General features: G+C 72.8%; 12 protein-coding genes and 2 pseudogenes. 9 read left to right on the forward strand and 5 right to left on the reverse strand.

What is annotated here, in order from left to right:
• Positions 1–67 precede the first annotated feature (67 nt).
• Positions 68–1,741, forward strand: a complete 1,674-nt coding sequence (locus tag ABZ671_RS14165) for a gamma-glutamyltransferase (RefSeq protein ID WP_357856619.1) — start codon at positions 68–70, stop codon at positions 1,739–1,741.
• A 3-nt stretch (positions 1,742–1,744) separates the two neighbouring features.
• On the opposite strand, the gene ABZ671_RS14170 is transcribed toward ABZ671_RS14165, so the two are convergent.
• Entirely contained in the window at positions 1,745–2,425 is a 681-nt protein-coding gene (locus tag ABZ671_RS14170) for a GntR family transcriptional regulator (protein ID WP_357856622.1), read from the reverse strand.
• A gap of 71 nt (positions 2,426–2,496) precedes the next feature.
• Between ABZ671_RS14170 and ABZ671_RS14175 the strand changes: the two genes are divergently transcribed.
• Entirely contained in the window at positions 2,497–3,213 is a 717-nt protein-coding gene (locus ABZ671_RS14175) for a YoaK family protein (RefSeq protein ID WP_357856625.1), read from the forward strand.
• Positions 3,214–3,281: 68 nt separating this feature from the next.
• On the opposite strand, the gene ABZ671_RS14180 is transcribed toward ABZ671_RS14175, so the two are convergent.
• Entirely contained in the window at positions 3,282–3,998 is a 717-nt protein-coding gene (locus tag ABZ671_RS14180) for a pyridoxal-dependent decarboxylase (protein WP_357856795.1), read from the reverse strand.
• Between the two features lie 110 nt (positions 3,999–4,108).
• On the opposite strand from ABZ671_RS14180, the pseudogene ABZ671_RS14185 reads away from it, so the two are divergent.
• From ABZ671_RS14185 to ABZ671_RS14215, 7 genes and pseudogenes are all read left to right on the forward strand, one after another.
• Positions 4,109–4,465: pseudogene (locus tag ABZ671_RS14185) on the forward strand (DUF2398 family protein); the annotation flags it as partial.
• 2,875 nt (positions 4,466–7,340) lie between these two features.
• Entirely contained in the window at positions 7,341–7,751 is a 411-nt protein-coding gene (locus tag ABZ671_RS14190) for an SbcC/MukB-like Walker B domain-containing protein (protein ID WP_357856798.1), read from the forward strand.
• 202 nt (positions 7,752–7,953) lie between these two features.
• A pseudogene (locus ABZ671_RS14195) lies at positions 7,954–8,379 on the forward strand (TIGR02679 domain-containing protein); the annotation flags it as partial.
• A 51-nt stretch (positions 8,380–8,430) separates the two neighbouring features.
• Complete coding sequence (locus ABZ671_RS14200; RefSeq protein ID WP_357856801.1) at positions 8,431–8,964, forward strand: DUF2399 domain-containing protein; 534 nt, start codon at positions 8,431–8,433, stop codon at positions 8,962–8,964.
• 157 nt (positions 8,965–9,121) lie between these two features.
• Positions 9,122–10,237 (forward strand): sialidase family protein, encoded by a 1,116-nt coding sequence (locus ABZ671_RS14205; RefSeq protein WP_357856628.1) that lies wholly within the window; start codon positions 9,122–9,124, stop codon positions 10,235–10,237.
• On the forward strand, positions 10,234–10,542 hold the full coding sequence (locus ABZ671_RS14210; RefSeq protein ID WP_357856631.1) for a MoaD/ThiS family protein: 309 nt from the start codon (positions 10,234–10,236) through the stop codon (positions 10,540–10,542). The genes ABZ671_RS14205 and ABZ671_RS14210 overlap by 4 nt, the downstream gene beginning before the upstream one ends.
• A gap of 278 nt (positions 10,543–10,820) precedes the next feature.
• Positions 10,821–11,663 carry an ion transporter gene (locus ABZ671_RS14215; protein WP_357856634.1) on the forward strand — a complete coding sequence of 281 codons (843 nt, stop codon included), beginning with the start codon at positions 10,821–10,823 and terminating at the stop codon, positions 11,661–11,663.
• 28 nt (positions 11,664–11,691) lie between these two features.
• Here ABZ671_RS14215 and ABZ671_RS14220 read toward each other — a convergent pair whose 3' ends face one another.
• From ABZ671_RS14220 to ABZ671_RS14230, 3 genes are read right to left on the reverse strand one after another with little or no spacing between them, the layout of a single operon-like run.
• Positions 11,692–12,477 carry a hypothetical protein gene (locus ABZ671_RS14220; RefSeq protein ID WP_357856637.1) on the reverse strand — a complete coding sequence of 262 codons (786 nt, stop codon included), beginning with the start codon at positions 12,475–12,477 and terminating at the stop codon, positions 11,692–11,694.
• A 34-nt stretch (positions 12,478–12,511) separates the two neighbouring features.
• Positions 12,512–13,831, reverse strand: coding sequence for an HEXXH motif domain-containing protein (locus ABZ671_RS14225; RefSeq protein ID WP_357856640.1), 1,320 nt, complete (start codon positions 13,829–13,831; stop codon positions 12,512–12,514).
• Positions 13,828–15,024: an FxsB family cyclophane-forming radical SAM/SPASM peptide maturase gene (locus tag ABZ671_RS14230; protein WP_357856644.1), complete on the reverse strand. Its 1,197-nt coding sequence runs from the start codon at positions 15,022–15,024 to the stop codon at positions 13,828–13,830. Before ABZ671_RS14230 ends, ABZ671_RS14225 begins: the two co-directional genes overlap by 4 nt.
• Positions 15,025–15,211: the final 187 nt, after the last annotated feature.

Below are 15,211 nucleotides of genomic sequence, written 5' to 3' on the forward strand. Positions count from 1 at the left end.
AGGTCTTGTGGAGTCTTCGTATACAACATACGCTTCCCGAGTCGCCGGCTCGGAGTGAGGTGTTGTCATGACGTTCACCACCAGACCGACCCTGCACGGAACGTTCGGCATGGTTTCCTCGACGCACTGGCTGGCCAGCCAGGCGGCCATGGGGATCCTGGAGCGCGGCGGGAACGCCTTCGACGCGGCGGTCACCGCCGGGTTCGTCCTGCACGTCGTCGAACCACACCTCAACGGGCCGGGCGGAGAGGTGCCCGCCATCGTGGCCACGGCCCGGGACCGGACCCCGAAGGTGCTCTGCGGGCAGGGCCCGGCACCGGCCGGCGCCACGATCGCACACTTCAGGTCCCTCGGGATGGAACTCATCCCCGGATCCGGGCCGCTCGCCGCGGCCGTGCCCGGCGCCGTGGACGCCTGGCTGCTGCTGCGCGACCACGGCACGCTCTCCCTCGAGGACGTGCTGGAACCGGCCATCGGCTACGCCGGCGCCGGCCACCCACTGGTGGCCCGGGTCGGCGACACGGTGGACGCCGTGCGGTCCCTGTTCGAGGAACACTGGCCCACCTCCGCCCAGCTCTGGCTGCGCGACGGCAAGCCGCCGGCGGCGGGCGAGCTGTTCACCAACCCGGCGTACGCGCGGACCCTGCAGCGGCTGGTCGATGCCGGCCGGGCGGCCGGCGCCGACCGGGAGGCGCAGATCGAGGCCGCCCGCCGTGCCTGGGGCCACGGCTTCGTCGCCGAGGCGATCGACCGGTTCAGCCGACAACCGTTCCAGGACTCCAGCGGCCGCCCCCACGCCGGCCTGGTCACCGGCGCCGACCTGGCGGGCTACTCCGCCACCTGGGAGGAACCGGTCACCCTCGACTGGCACGGCCACACCGTGGCGAAGACCGGCTTCTGGGGTCAGGGCCCCGTGCTGCTGGAGACCCTGGCCCTCCTCGACGCGCTCGACGACCCGGCGGCATACGACCCGGGGACCGCAGCCGGCATCCACGCCCAGGCCGAGGCGTTGAAACTCGCCTTCGCCGACCGGGAGGCCTGGTTCGGCGACGGTGACGTGCCGGCGAAGACGCTCCTTTCCCCCGAGTACGCGCGGGAGCGGGCCGGCCTGATGCGCCAACGGGCCTCGATGCAACTGCGACCCGGCCACCCCGAGGGCAGGCGGCCCCGACTCCCGGCGTACGTGCGCCGCAGCGCCGGACGCCGAGCCGACCTGGTCGACCCCACGACCGGGGAGCCGACGGTGCAGGCCGACGGGGTGACCCGCGGCGACACCTGCCACGTCGACGTGGTCGACCGCTGGGGCAACATGATTTCCGCCACGCCCAGCGGCGGCTGGCTGCAGAGCTCTCCCACCATCCCCGAGCTGGGCTTCCCGCTCGGCAGCCGCCTGCAGATGTTCTGGTTGGAGGAAGGGCTCGCCTCGTCGCTGGCGCCGGGGCGCCGGCCGCGTACCACGCTGAGCCCGACCATGGTGCACCGTGACGGCGAGCCCGCGTGGCACACCACCAGCCTGCCGGGCTCGTTCTACCCGCGCGACATCGAGCCGGGCGTTCTCATGATGGAGGACCGGCTGGACGAGGACGTGCTGGCGACGTTGCGCGGATACGGGCACGAGGTGCGGCTGTCCGGCTCGTGGAGCCTCGGCCGGCTCTGTGCCGTGACCCGCGATCCGGCAACCGGCGTGCTCGCGGCAGGAGCGAACGCGCGTGGCATGCAGGGCTATGCCTGCGGCCGGTGACCGCTACCGGCGGCCGTACCCGCCTTCGGCGTTCTCGTACGCCGCCGCGGAAGCGGCGTCGAGGTGGGCCAGCGCGGCCTGCTCGGCCCGGTCGCCGTCACCCGACTCGATCGCGTCGACCAGTTGAATGTGCTCGGCCCACGAGTGTGGCGCCCGTTGCGCCGCACCCAGCCGGAAGACCCATTGCACATGGAGGTAGAGGGCCTTGGCGATCGACGACAGCCAGGGGTTCCCGCTGATCGCGAGGATCCGTAGGTGCAGGGCGCTGTTCAGCTCGGCGACCCGGCGCAGGTCCTGCTGTTCCGTCGCCTCGCGGCCCTGCTCCAGCAGGACCCGCAGGCTGGCCACGTCCGCCGCCGTCGACCGCTCGGCCGCCAGCCGGGCCGCCAGCGCCTCCAGACGCTGGCGAACGGCGAACATGTCCGCTACCGTTCCGCTGCTCGGAGAGGCGACCACCGCCCCGCGGCGGGGCAGGATCACTACGAAGCCCTCCGCCTCCGCCACGCGCAGCGCCTCCCGCACCGGGTTACGGGAGACGCCGAAGTCCTCCGCCAGACGGTCCTCGGTCAGCCGCTCACCGGGAAGGTAGTCGCCGTCGATGATGGCGGTCCGTAACGCGGTGAGGACCTGATCGCGTAGCGGCAGGTGTCGAGCGCCGAGCTTGCCCCGCAGGTCTTCAGCCAACCTGATCGCCTCTCCGTGAAACATCCCCGACGAAGCGTATACGAAGAACAATTTCCTAAGGATGGCCGAGAGTGCTGCGAACGCTGCCGAACGTCGTACGTTTCCGCCCAGCCCGGCCGGGCAACCCGGACCTCCTGCGGCGCCGGCACGCAATGGTCGTCGTGCTGACCTTTCTGACCGGTAGCGCGGATGCTGTCGGCTTCCTCGCCCTCGGCGGCGCCTTCTCCAGCGTCATGACCGGCAACATGGTGCTGCTCGGCCTCTCGGCGGGCAGCGGCCACGCCGACCTCGCCCTGACCTCAGGCTGCGCCATCGTCAGCTTCATCGCCGGCGTCCTCGCGGGCGCCCGCCTCGCCGGTTCGGCGCAGCCCAGCGACCCCGTCTGGCCACGCCGGGTCACCCACGCGTTGGTCCTGGAACTCCTGGTGTTCGTCGTCTTCCTCGTCGTCTGGGTGATCAACCTGCCCCACCCGTCGGCGCGAGTCGCCCTCGGGCTGCTCATGCTGTCGGCCACGGCGCTGGGCGTACAGAGCAGCGCCATTCAACGTTTCGGCGTACCGGGCCTCTCCTCCACCTACCTGACCGGCACGCTGACGAGCCTGATCGCCGGTGTCGCCGCGCGGAGCCCGTGGCGGGAACTGCGGCCCAGGGCGCACGTCCTGCTGGCCCTGATGACCGGCGCCGCCGTCGGTGCCGTGGTCGCACTCCACCTGCCCGCCTGGTCGCCGGCGCTGCTGCTCGTGCCGCTCCTGCTCGTCATCGCCGTGTCCGCACGCATGGCGCGATAACAGTCCGCATCGAGCATCGAAGGAAACGATGCTCACCCCGCACAGCATTTGGCCTGGTCGGGCTGCCCTCAGCGCGTCTCCTCGGTCGCCTGCTCGGCGGCGCGGCGTACGTCGTCGAGCAGGATCTCCATGTCGCGGCGGGTGGTGCGGTAGTTGATCACGCAGCCGCGCAGCGCGAAGCGGCCGTTGACTGTCGCGTTCGACAGGTACGAGCTGCCAGCCTGCTGCAATGTCAGCATGATCCGTTCGTTGAGGCGGTCCAGCGCCTCCTCGTCGGCCTGTGATCGCGCGCCGGCCCGGGCGTCCGGCGGCAGGTAGCGGAAGCAGAAGATGGAAAGCTCGACCGGGGCGAGCAGTTCGAAGTCGGCGCTGGCGTTGACGAGTTCGGCGAGGTGGCGGGCGCAGTCGAGGTTGCCCTCGATCGCGTCGCCGACAGCTCGCGAACCGGCGTGCGCCAGCGCCATCCAGACCTTGAGGGCCCGGAAGCGCCGGGACAGGTCCGGGCCGTAGTCCCAGAAGGCGAAGGCCTCGGCCGGCTCGGTCTGCATGACCCGGATGAAGTCGGCGTCCATGCTGAAGGCGCGCCGTGCCGCCTCGGGGTCGCGGTAGATGAGGCAGCCGCAGTCGGCGGGCAGGTAGAGCCACTTGTGCGGGTCAAGGGCGATCGAGTCGGCCTCCGACATGCCGTCGAAGAGCGGGCGGGCCGAGGGAGCGAGCCGCGCGAAGCCGCCGTAGCACGCGTCGACGTGCATCCACATGCCGTGCCGCCGTGCGACCGCCGCGATCTCGGCGAGCGGGAGCTGGTGCTGGCGTGACCGACCTGGCCCAACAGCACCGCTTCGCCGCCGACGTCAACGACCTGGAACTGGCCGACTACCAGCGGGCCGTCCGGCTGGTGCTGCGCCACCCGCTGATCACGGCGACCTGGCCCGACGAGCGGGCGTTGCCGCGGGTACGCCGGTTCTCCGCGACCCTGCGGCGGGACCTGTCCGAGGCGTTCGGCTACCGGCTGGAGCTGCACGGCGGCACGGCCCGGCTGATTCGGGCCAGGGACCGGCTGGACCCCACCCAACCGGCGGTGTCGCGCACCGGCCGTTCCTTCGACCGCCAGCGGTACGCGTACCTGGCCCTGTGCCTGGCGGCGCTGGGCCGCGCCGGCATCCAGATCACCCTCAGCGAGCTGGCCGATGCGGTGGCCGCCGACGCGAACCGCATCACCGGCCTGGGCCTGAACCCGGACCAGGGCGCGGACCGGCGGGCGTTCGTGGACGCCGTCGGCTGGCTGGAGGAGCGGGGCGCGCTGCGGGTGGACCACCTGCTCGTGGAGGCGGCCCGCTCGTTCGACGACATGGAGGCGGTCGCCCGTACCCTCGAAGGGCTGGCCGCCGCAGACGGCGCCACCGCCGCCTTCCTCACGGTCTACCTGGCCGAGGCGGCGGAACGGGCTGGCCGGTCCGTCATCGTCGAGCAGGAAGCCGCCGGACGGCGGCGCGGCGAGTGGGAGCGGGCCGTGCTGACGACCCGGGACGCGCGGGCCGGCGCGGAGCGTCTCGCCGCCGAGCTGCTGCTCGACGCCGAGACCGCCGGGATCGCCTGGACCGCCGCCGACGGCGTCCCGGAGGGACTGTCCGCGCGGCTCGCCGCCCGGGCGGGGGCCCGCCGCGACGACGTGCGCGCCGTGCGCGAGCAGGCGGCCCGGCACGGACAGGCCGAACACGACCACGGCCGGGCGGCTGTCGACGCGGCCGGCGCGGCCGACGCGCTCACCGAGGCCGAGCAGGCCGAGCGGGACGCCGAGCGGGCCCTGACGGAAGCTCGCGGGCAGGTGCGCGCCGCCGTCGACCGATGGGCGCAGGACCACGCCGGCCTGCTGCCCGACCTCGACCGTCCGGAGCTGCCGGCCCTGCTGGCCGCCGCCGTCGACGCCGCCGGCGAGCCCGGCGCGCCGACCCCACGGGAGGTGTACGCGGACGCTACCGCCCCGGCCGTCGCGCGGCACCGCGACCGGTTCGCGGAGCTGACCGCGCACCGCACGGCGCTGGCCGGCCGCGTTGCCGAGCTGGCGGCGGAACGGGACCGGATCGCCGCCGAGCACGACGACGCGCCGCCGGCCCCGGTGACCCGTCCCGCCCCGCGCGCCGGCCGGCCCGGCGCGCCCCTGTGGCGGCTGGTCCGTTTCGCCGACGGGGTGCCCGACGCGACCGCCGCGGCCATCGAGGCGGCCCTGCACGCGGCCGGTCTCCTGGACGCCTGGCTGCATCCTGACCCCGGCCTCGCGGCGGACGCGGTGGCCGGCGAGGGGCTGGACGGCTATCTGCTGCCCCTGCCGCCACGGCGGCGTCCCGCCGGCGCGACGCTCGCCGACGTGCTGGTCGCCGAGGAGCAGGACGAGGTGCCCGCCGAACGGATCCGCGAGCTGTTGGCCTCGGTGGCGTTGGCGGACGTGGTCGACCCGCAGGACGCGGCGGCGGTCACCGTCGGCGCCGACGGCCGGTACGCCCAGGGCGTCGGCGTCGGCCGGTTCGCCAAGCCCCGCTGCGAGTACATCGGCGCGACCGCCCGGGCGGCCCGGCGCGCCGCCCGGCTCGCCGACTGCGACCGGCAGTGGGCCGTGCTCGACGCGCAGCTGCGCACCGTCGACGAGGAGCGGTCGGCGATCGAACGGCTGCTCGCCGCCGTGGCGGCTGCCGCCGGGCAGCTGCCACCGCTCACCGCGATCCACACCGCGCTGCGGGAGGCGGAGCGGGCGGCGGTCACGCTGCGTAACCGGCAGGAGGTTGCGGCCACGGCGAACGCCCGCCTGGACCAGGCCCTGGCCGAACGGGCCGTGGCCGCCGCCGCGCTACACCGGGTCGTCGCGGAGCGGTCCCTGCCGGTGGAGCGCCTGGAGCCCACCGCCGACGCCGTCGACCGGTTCGAGAAGCGCGGCGTACGCCTGGACGCCGCCCATCCGGCCGCCACCCGCGCCGCCGATCAGGAGGATCAGGCGCAGCAGCGCCACGACGAGGCCGTCGACCGGCTCACCGCCGCCGAGGACGCGGCCCGGGCGGCGGCCGAGCGGCACCGGGAGAAGGCCGAGGCGTACCGGACGCTGCGGGCCAGCGTCGGCGCCGAGGCGGAACGGGTGCTGGCCGACGTGGCGCGCACCGCCGACGAGATCATCGAAGCGGAGGCCTCAGTCGAGCGGGTCCGCGCCGAACTGAGCGTCCCCCAGCAGCGGCGGGCCGCCGCGGTCACCCGGGTGGAGCTGAGCGAGCAGGCCGTCACCGCCGCGGTGGCCGAGGCGCACCACGACGCGTCGCGGCTGCGCCCGTACGCCCGGGCGGACCTGCTCGGGCTGCTGCGCTGCCCGACGGACCTGCGGTGGCCGGCCCGCTCGACGGGCGACGACCCCGGCGCGGAGCTGGATCCGCAGGTGGCCGCCCTGCACGAGGCGATCCTCGCCGCCACCCGGGAGCTCAGCCCGACCGAGACCTCGCTCAAGCAGAGCGCCACCCGGCTCACCACCGCGCTGACCGAACTGCAGGCGCAGCTACCGGCGGCCGGGCTGGACCAGCGCCCCGAGTGGGACACCGATGACGGGGTCATCATCGTCCGGGTCGCCGACGAGCAGGGCCTCACCCCGGTGGCGCACTTCGCCGACCGGATCGCCCGCGAGCGACGCGATCAGGAACAGCTGCTCACCGACGCCGAGCAGCGGGTGCTGGAGGACGCCCTGCTCGGTCAGCTCGCCCGGCAGATCCATCACCGCACCATCGAGGCTCGCGACCTGGTCGAGGCGATGGACACCCAGATGCGGGCCCGCCGGATGTCCTCCGGGCTGACCGTCGGCGTCGGTTGGCGGCTCGCCGACCTCGACGCCGAGCAGCGGGAGGTGTGCAAGCTGCTGGAACGCGACCCGGCCCGGCTGGGGCCTGCGCAGCTGACCACCATGCGCCGGCACTTCGCCACCCGGATCAAGGCGGCTCGCGCGATGCACCCCGAGCGCCCGTACCGGGAGCTGCTGGGGGAGGTGCTTGACTACCGGCAGTGGCGGGCGTTCGCCTTCACCTTGCACCGGCCGGGCGGCGGCACCGAGGCGCTGACCCGAGCCCGGCAACAGCTAGCTCTCCGGCGGCGAGCAGTCCGTGTCGCTGCACCTGCCGCTGTTCGCCGCCGCGAACGCCCTGTTCGGCTCGGCCCGGCCGGACGCGCCCCGCCTCCTCGGCCTGGACGAGGCGTTCGCGGGGGTGGACGACACCGGCCGGGGCGAGCTGATGGCGCTGGCGAAGCAGTTCGACCTGGACCTGTTCATGACCGGATACGACCTGTGGGCCACCCACCCGACGGTCCGCGGCGCGGCCCACTACGACCTGTCCCATTCCACGGTCGAGCACACGGTCTCCACTTTGCTGCTGGTGTGGGACGGCTCGGTCAACGTCGCCGACTTCGACGGGACGCTGGCTCGGGCGCTCGGCTCGCCGGAGACCCGCCGAGCGCCGGGCAGCGCCGATCAGATCGACCCGTCCGAACTCGTCCTCGACCTCGCCGGCGAATGAGCGCGGGCCGGCGGCTGCCCGACGACCCGGGTTGGCGGCGGCTGCTGGCCGCCGCCCGGCGCAGTCTTGAGCGCACCGGCGGGCGGCTCGACGTCGCCGTGACCCTGACGTCCCCCAGCGACGACGAACGGGTGGTGATCATGGGATCAGCGGCGCCCACCGATCGGCGGGGTCGGCGCGGCTCAGCGTGCGGCTCAGCGACGTGGACGATCATCTTCGCGCGGTCCACGGGGTCGGCCTGCGCGACCTGCTCTCCGCGGCGATTCCCCTGCGCAACCGGCCCGCCGAGGCGAAGCGCGAAGCCGTCGCCCGCGACGCCCTGCTCAGCCTCGCCAGCGAAAGCCGCCACGCCGGCGCCGGCTGGTACGCCGACTGGCTCGACGGCCTGCGCCGCGACGGCACTCTCACCCGTACGATCCGCGCCGGCCTGCCGTTCCCCGACGTGCTGCGCGTACTCGACGCCCTGCCCGCGCCGGACGAGCCCATCCCGATCTTCGCCGACCGGGTGCTCGACGACACGAAGGCCCTGGCCGAGGGCCTGTTACGGGGTCTCGTGCTGCGGGCCCTCGCCGCCTGGCAGCAGCTGCCGGTGCCCACCGGCGGGGAGCCCGAGCGGGCCCTGTGGGAATCCGTCGGGCTGGTCCCCGACGACCTCGCCAGTCAGGTGCTGGTGCTCAACGTGCCCGCCACTGGCGGGCTGCTCGGACGGTGGTTGACCGAGGCGGCGGGGGCGGGCGTGCCGGTGCGGGTCACCCTGCACCAGCTTCGCCTCGCCCCGCTCGCGCTGGCTTGCGAAGCGGTCTTCGTCTGCGAGAACCCGGCGGTGCTGCGGGCGGCCACCGCCGCGCTCGGCGCGCAGGCGCCGCCGCTGATCTGCGCCGAGGGGGTGCCGTCGGTGGCGGTGCACACCCTGCTGCCCGCGGCGGGCGGTGCCGCGATCCGGTGGCGCAACGACCTGGACTGGACCGGCGTACGACTGACCGCCGCGGCCCTCGCGCGGTACCCGACGGCGGTTCCCTGGCGGATGTCCACAACCGAGTACGAGACCGCCGCGGTGTCGGGCCCGGCCCTGGTCGGCGCCCCCGCCCCGACGCCCTGGGACCCGGCGCTGGCCGACGCGATGCGCCGGGCCGGGCGCGCGGTGATGGAGGAGCGGCTGATCGACCTGCTGCTGGACGATCTGCGCGAAGCGGGGCGTCACCTGCGCCGGTGATCGATCCGCGCGCCGGCGACATCGTCGGCGTGTCGCCCATTCTGAAGCGGCCGTTTCGTCGTACCCGGAGGGTACGACTGACGGGGACCGGTGAGCTTCGGCATGGCGAAGGGCCGCTGTCGAGGGCTGCCGCCGGGCGGAGCGGAGGGATGAGGATATGAGCGGCGTACGGGTGCTGGTCGGCACGCGCAAGGGCGCGTTCGTGCTGACGTCGGACGGCAGACGTGGCGACTGGGCCGTCGAGGGGCCGCACTTCGGCGGCTGGGAGATCTACCACCTGACCGGGTCGCCGGCCGACCCGGACCGGCTCTACGCGTCCCAGTCCGGCGGCTGGTTCGGGCAGTTGATCCAGCGCTCCGACGACGGCGGCAGGACCTGGAACCCGGTCGGCAACGACTTCGCCTACTCCGGGGAGGCCGGTGAACACCTCTGGTACGACGGCACCCCGCGTCCGTGGGAGTTCAAACGCATCTGGCATCTCGAGCCGGCCCGCGACGACCCCGACACGGTATACGCGGGCGCGGAGGACGCCGCGCTCTACGTCACCACGGACGGCGGGCAGAAGTGGACGGAGCTCACCGCCCTCCGGACGCATCCGACCGGGCCGTCGTGGCAGCCCGGCGCCGGCGGTCTGTGCCTGCACACGATCATCCTGGATCCGGCGCATCCCGGCCGGATCTACGCCGCCATCTCGGCGGCGGGCGCGTTCCGCAGCGACAACGACGGCGCCAGTTGGCTGCCGATCAACAAGGGCCTGCGCTCCGGCGAGATCCCGGATCAGGACGCCGAGGTCGGCCACTGCGTGCACCACATCACCCAGCACCCGTCCCGGCCGGACACGCTGTTCATGCAGAAGCACTGGGACGTGATGCGCAGCGACGACGCCGGCGCGCACTGGCGCGAGGTCAGCGGCGACCTGCCGTCCGACTTCGGGTTCCCGATCGCGGTGCACGCGCACGAGCCGGAGACCGTCTACGTGGTGCCGATCAAGAGCGACTCCGAGCACTACCCGCCGGAGGGGAAGCTGCGCGTCTACCGCAGCCGCACCGGTGGCGACGAGTGGGAGCCGCTGACCAAGGGCCTGCCGCAGTCCGACTGCTACGTCAACGTGCTGCGCGACGCGATGGCGGTCGACACGCTCGACCCGTGCGGGATCTACTTCGGCACCACCGGTGGCCAGGTCTACCACTCGGCCGACGCCGGCGACAGCTGGGCCCCGATCGTCCGGGACCTGCCGCCCGTGCTCTCCGTGGAAGTCCAGGTGCTGCCGTGATCCGGGTCGTCCTCCCGGCCCACCTGAAGACCCTGGCTCACGTCACCGGCGAGGTGCGTCTGGAGGTGGCCGGCCCGGATGCCGGGCCGGTCACCCAGCGCCGGGTGCTGGACACCCTCGAGGCGCGGTATCCGATGCTGCTCGGCACGATCCGCGACCGGCACAGCGGCAAACGCCGTGCCTTCGTCCGTTTCTACGCCTGCCAGGAGGACCTGTCCAACGAGCCGCCCGACACCCCGCTTCCCGAGCGGGTCGTCGCCGGCGAGGAACCGTTCATCATCCTCGGCGCCATGGCCGGCGGATAGCTGCCCTTTATACCGTCGGTCTGGATATACCGACTCACCGCCCTGGGCGCGCGACGCCTGGCCGAGGAGACCGCGCGGCTAGGCAGCATCGCCGAGGCCGTGACCACCCGGGTACCGTGCCGAGGGTGGCAGGTCGCCTACTCGTAGGCTGCCGTGGTGATCAATCCAGCGCGGGGGCCGTGGGCGGCCCGGTGAGCGAGCGATCAGTATCCCTTCAGCGGTCCGCCCCGGTGGTGTCCGGGCCGGGGCCGTCGCGGGTGGCTCGCTGGTGTGCCGGCGTGGTGGAGTCGCACTGGTTCGAGGTGGCGATCGTTGTCGTCATCGGCGTGAACGCGTTGGTGCTCGGTGTCGAGACCTATCCGCATCCGGGGTCGCTCGGGGTGTCGCTGCGGGTGTTGGAGTGGTTGTTCCGCGCGGTGTTCGTGGTCGAGATCCTCATTCGGATGCTGGCGCACGGCCGGCGGCCGCAGGACTTCTTCCGGCGTGGGTGGAACGTCTTCGATTTCGTGGTGATCGCGGCGGCGTTCATTCCGGGTTTGCATGGCGAGTCGGCGGCGTTGCGGGTGATCCGGATGGCGCGGGTGCTGCGGCTGGTGCGTTTCTCGCCGGGGTTGCGCACGATTGTGGCGGCTTTGTTGCGGAGCCTGCCCGGTGTCGGTGGGTTCCTCGCCCTCGCGTTGGTGACGTTGTACGTGTACGGCATGGTCGGGTGGCTGATCTTCGCCGAGACCTATCCGGACGACTACGGCACGCTCGGCCAGAGTGTGGTGACCCTGTTCGTGCTGCTGTCCTTGAACACGTTGCCGGAACTGGTCGAGCAGGGCTTGGAGCTGTCGCCGTGGACCCTGGTCTACTACGTCAGCTATGTGTTGATCACGGTCAACCTGTTGTTGAACATCCTGATCGCGGTGGTCGTCAATTCGATGGAGGAGGCTCGGCGGTTGGAGATGACCGAGCGGATGGCGGTCGACGAGGACGGCGATGGTGTGCCGGATCATCTCGACCGGATCATGATCAGGCAGCGGTTGGACGATCTGCGCGCGATGCTGACGGAGTTGGAGCGGGACCTGCGCATCGGCCACGACGACGGAAATCCGACGCCGGGAACCCGGGAGCGATGACGGCTGCCGGAACCAACCGGCTTACCTGTCACGCCGCCCGGTGGTTGTTGGACCGCCCCACCCGTTGAATGAGGTGCTCGACCCACCGTCGGAACTTGCTGTTGGCCCCGCCGAGCAGACCGGTCAGGTCCTCTTCCGTCAGCCCGCCCCGGGCGGCCAGCGACTCGACCAGCGTCCGCAGCTTTCGGTGGTCGTCGTCGTCCGATTCGGCGTCGGAGGCACCGGCGCCCAGGTGCCGCTGCAGGTCTTGGAGAATGTCCAACATCTGCGGCAGCGTCTCGATGACCTGCGACAGGCCGGCCTCGTGCGGGCTGGACGATCCGCGCAGGTCCTGCAGGGTGAGCGCAACCGACATCGGGGTGACGATGTCAGCCTCCTGGCCGATCGCGTCAATGGCCCGGCCGAGCTGCTCCTTGGCCGTGTGCACGCTGTCGAGGTCGGTATGGTCGACCAGGATTGTCCGCATCCCCTGCACGTCGAAGGGGAGCTGCTGCTCCTTCGCCATCAGCTGCACAAAGGGTTTGCGCAGGGCGTGCCGGACCGCCAGCTCGTAGAAGACGTTGGCGTTCTGATCGGTCAGGTCGGCGATGACCAGGTCGTTGCGGATGATGTGGTCGAGCACCTGCGAGGTGATCAGGCCGGCGCGTTCGATCTCGTCGCCGCGCACGGCGACGAAACCACGCTCCTCCACCACCGGGCGGATGACGTGCTTGAGGATCTGGTCGCTGCGTTTGCGGATTTCCGAACCCTCGGGGCCGATCGGTGCGATGACGAAACATTCTCGACGGGTGGTCTGATCGTTACCGTCCCCCATGGACACAGCGTAGTGGAGATCAGCCACGCGCGTGTCACCCCGTGCGCGCTGGCGCTCGCTCCCACCGGGCCCGATGCGCGTCCAGCAGCCGGGTGGCCTCGGCCGTCGCCTGCGGCGTGACCGGCTCCCGGGCCCAGTCGTCGAGGACGCCGGCCATGCCCTCGACCAGGCACTGCCCAACCGGGGTCAGCCGCCGCTGCGCGGCCAGCACCCGCACGGTGGCACCGGCCGCCCGGGTCCACCGGGCGAACTCGACCTCGGCGCGATACCGCTCCGTGCGGGTGTGCGCCACCCGTCGCTGCCGGCGCCAGAACCCCGCCACGCCCAGATGGGCGTAAGCGCCATGCAGCAGGCCGCCCATCGGGCGGGGATCCGGTCGCCATGGCGCGTAGAAGAATTGTGTCGGCCCCGGCTCCACCAGGGTGAACATGTCTGCCAGCGCGGCCAGCTTGAGGTGCTGGATCTCGTGGGCAAGGGCGACGGCGGCGGACTGGTCGTCCGGCGGCAGCGACATGGCCACCGCCCCGAAGGCGTGGTGGAAGGTGCCGCTGCGGGTGCCGGCCGGCGGAGAGGCCATCGGCAGCAGCGCGCGCAGCGCCCCGGAGATCTCCTCGGCGACCGGACGGTGACAGCCGGCCAGAAGCCGCCATGCCCCGTCGAGGCGGTGCCGCCAGCGGCGGGGATCGGTGACCCCGCCGGCCTGATGACCTTCGCCGTTGGCGGGAACGTGCCGCCAGGTCCGGGTGTCCAGCAGCAGAGACAGCGGCAGGTCGTCGCGGGTGAACCGCAGCCGGGGTACGGGCAGCCACCGCCGGTCGCCCGACGGGCCATCTCCGATCTCGATCCGCTCGCCGCCGCAGTGCACCTCGGCCCGCCCGCCAGCGCGCCGAATCCGGGCGCAGGTGGCGTGCGCGGGTACCAGCACGGTGCCCAGGCCGGGCAGGTTCAGCTGGCCGGGCGTGCCGGCGGAGAGTGGAACGTCTAGGTCGGCGTCGGCGCCGGACCGGACGGCCGCGGCAGCCGCCACGGCCGCCAGCATTCCGGGCTGCGCCGCCGCCGGTTCGCCCCGGCGCAGCAGCGAGGCAGTGCCGAACGCCCACGCGGCGACCGGGGGATGCCCGAGCGCCGCCGCGCGGTCGTCGGGGTGCATGCTCGCCAGGACGTCGTACGCCGCCTCGACCACCGCCCGGTCTGGGTGCCCGGTCTCCTGCACCAGCAGCACCAGCGTCCGTACCAGCAGTAGGGCCTTGCTGCGTTGCGCGGCCCGTAACCGGTCGACGGCGTCCGGCCCGCCGCGGCCAGCAGCCAGTTCGTCGAGGACCGGCCGGGGCAGCCGGTGTACGGGCGGGTTCACCGTAACGCCGCCCGCAGCGCCGCCACGTCCCGGCGGACGGTATGCCGGATGTGGCCGATGAGCGCGTACAGGTCAGGGCAGTAGACCGACGGGTTGTCGAAGCCGGTGCCGGCTCGGTAGCGGTGCGTGCGAAGGCCGCCGCCGCACACCCGGCGCAGGTCGCACCCGCGGCAGGTGGCGCAGAGCGCGTTCACGCCGGCCTGCTGAGCCACCATGACCGGCAGGTCGAGCGCGTCGTCGAACGAGTCACGGCTCACGTGCAGCCCGGTGCGGGCCGCGCCGGCGTGCGCGGCACCGAGCGTGTCGTCCAGTTCGATGGCGCCGTCGGTCTGCACCACCGCCACCGCGACCGGGCTGGTGCCCACCCCGGTCAGCCGGGACACGCCGCCGAGCAGCAGCTGGATGATCTCGTCGAAGAGGCGGACCCGGGTGCGCTGTCCGGGAGTGTGGTACCACTCGTCGAAGACTGTGATCAACCACTCCGCGTAGGGCGCCAGTTGGTGGCCAGGCGGCCGGCCGGGCGGGGGACTGCTCCAGGTGCCGTGCGGAAACAGGAAGTCGACTGCAGGCGGCCGGTGCGCAAGCAGGCTCCGGTATGTGGTGACCGGGTCGTTGCGCAGGTCGATCGTGCACAGCAGACCGTTGAACAGATGCGGGTACCCGGTGGTCAGGCGACGCAGCCCGGCCGTGACGCGGTCGTGGCTGCCCCGCCCGTCGGGCCCGCGTCGGTGCCGGTCGTGGGCTTCCCGCTCACCGTCGAGGCTGACGCTGACCCGGATGCCGAGCCGGTCGAAGAGGAGCAGGAACACCTCGTCCAGGCGGACGCCGTTCGTCTGCACCGTCACCCGTGTCGGCACCGGCGCGACGGACTGTCGGATTTCCGTCACCGCGTGTTCGACCCCGGCCGGCCCGGCCAGCAGCGGCTCCCCGCCGTGCAGGATGACGTCCACCTGATCGAGCTGGTGCGCTCGGGCGTGTTCACCGATCCGCCGCGCCGTCCGCCGGAGCACCCCCTCGGGCATTGGCCGAGGCAGGGACCGCCAGCGCTGGTCGGCCATGGTGTAGACGTAGCAGTGGTCGCAGGCCAGGTCGCATCGGCTGTGCAACTTGACCACGAACTGCCGGAAGGCGACGGCAGGCGCGCGAACCCTGGTGTCACCGGTCGGCTGGTCGCCGTCATCGGGTCCGGGCATCAGCCGCTCCGCCTCATGTCGGTGGCCGCTGTGGCCGCCGTTGAAGCCCTCAGCGTACATCGATGTTTGCCGCTAGTCTTATACCTCAGCACAGCCCCAGGTGTCCTGTGCCGACTGCGGCGGCCCAGCGGCGCGCCCGTCGCGTGCGGGCCAACCAGGATGCCGCACACCGTTATCATGAGCACAC

The sequence above is a fragment of the Micromonospora sp. NPDC006766 genome, assembly GCF_040636055.1.
Classification (GTDB): Bacteria; Actinomycetota; Actinomycetes; order Mycobacteriales; family Micromonosporaceae; genus Micromonospora.

Bases quoted from the DNA above. Each gene is read 5' to 3' on its own strand.
- ABZ671_RS14165 (WP_357856619.1), top strand. From the start codon at position 68: ATGACGTTCACCACCAGACCGACCCTGCACGGAACGTTCGGCATGGTT.
- ABZ671_RS14205 (WP_357856628.1), top strand. From the start codon at position 9,122: ATGAGCGGCGTACGGGTGCTGGTCGGCACGCGCAAGGGCGCGTTCGTG.
- ABZ671_RS14220 (WP_357856637.1), bottom strand. From the start codon at position 12,477: ATGGGGGACGGTAACGATCAGACCACCCGTCGAGAATGTTTCGTCATC.
- ABZ671_RS14230 (WP_357856644.1), bottom strand. From the start codon at position 15,024: ATGCCCGGACCCGATGACGGCGACCAGCCGACCGGTGACACCAGGGTT.